Genomic DNA, 1448 nt, shown 5'->3' on the forward strand with positions numbered 1-1448 from the left:
TTATCCTTTTAGCCACATCTTTGTCAGGCATGTTATACACATAAGCATCCAACCGTTTGCGATATTTTGCGGGACAGCGCTCTTTGTGCATGCAATTACCGCACAACAATTTAGAGAATACAGCTTGATATCCTGATGATGTCTTATCAAAGATGATAGTGTGCTGTAACGGACACTTGATAAGATAGCTATCTCCTTCTTTTTGAACGTGCATCCTAACTTCGGGATTAACTCCCTTGATTCCCGTTTGAATCCCTTTAACTTTGTGTTTCGTAAGCTTCTTGTCTAAACCATCTCCTCCGTAGCCACCATCAAAATGCAGTTCCTCAAGCTCCGGAAGAGCCATCTTGGCATTATCAAACGCTTCAACAAGCATTTGCTCATCCGAAACATTGTTGGGGGATATATCGGCAGTTGTAATGAGATTGATCTCGTTTTCGGGATGCGCTGTTTCCAAAATATTACCTACATAGCCCTGATGGTTTTCTCCATTTTTACTTCTCAAGGTTGACTCGGGATCATCTATTGCTCTAAGGCATGAACTGGCTAATTTATGCAGGACTTCAATGTTTATAACTTCTTCTGAATTAGATACCTTGAACTGCTCTGAATACACCCGCTCAAACATTTGCCACACATCATTGCCTTGGTACTTGCCGGCAAACATCTGATGCAGAGTATAGTAGCAGAGCCCTATCTTTTGAAACTCCTGAGCAACGTCACTACCATGCAGGTTAATAACAAAATGGTCTGAATCTGCCACCGTATATGCCGACAACAGCTCGTTGACCGTTTGCTTATCATGCTTATCCAGAATGCGATACAACCGTTTGACCGCCTCTACCAAAAACTGTAACCGGTTATATTCGCACACATTGCTGGCTAACTGAGTAGAGTCTACTCTGGCTATCCGGGTCGATATCCGGAAACGTCCTATCTGCTCTATCACTAAACGATGGAACTCTTCGGCAAATAAATCTACACCATGCTCTGAATGATAGACACTTAGCGAACGGATAAAATTGGATAAGATTCTAATCGTGACGGCATTCTCATCAAGATTGATGCCACAGGCATATTGCACACCCACATTCCATTTCAGTTGCTCTTCCAACTCACTGAAAGACCAATCATATAGTTCCTTGATGGTGAGAATTGTAATTATCTGATTAATCGGCACATTAGGACGACCCATACGCTCATTATACAGCACACTGAAACTACCTTCGTTCACAAGCTCATAAACGTGCTTATGTAATATCTGCCAAGCCGAGCCCTGTAATTCCGCATACTTCTTTGCGCTTAATACTCTGTCAAAATCCATCCGGTCGATCTGCCCTGTTTTCCAATTCTCTCTAAACATCAGTAACTCCATATATGCTTATCTAATATGATGCCAATGTATTACTGATGCTGATTCTGTCAAGTAATTTCTCATCATTTATTTA

Annotated in this window: 1 protein-coding gene; it reads right to left on the reverse strand. The window is 41.6% G+C overall.

Annotated elements, in window-relative coordinates; translation table 11 throughout:
- A partial coding sequence (locus Q8M98_07355) for a transposase (protein ID MDP3114579.1) occupies positions 1-1363 on the reverse strand: 1363 nt, incomplete at its 3' end.
- Positions 1364-1448: the final 85 nt, after the last annotated feature.

It is taken from the genome of Candidatus Cloacimonadaceae bacterium (genome assembly GCA_030693415.1).
GTDB lineage: Bacteria > Cloacimonadota > Cloacimonadia > Cloacimonadales > Cloacimonadaceae > JAUYAR01.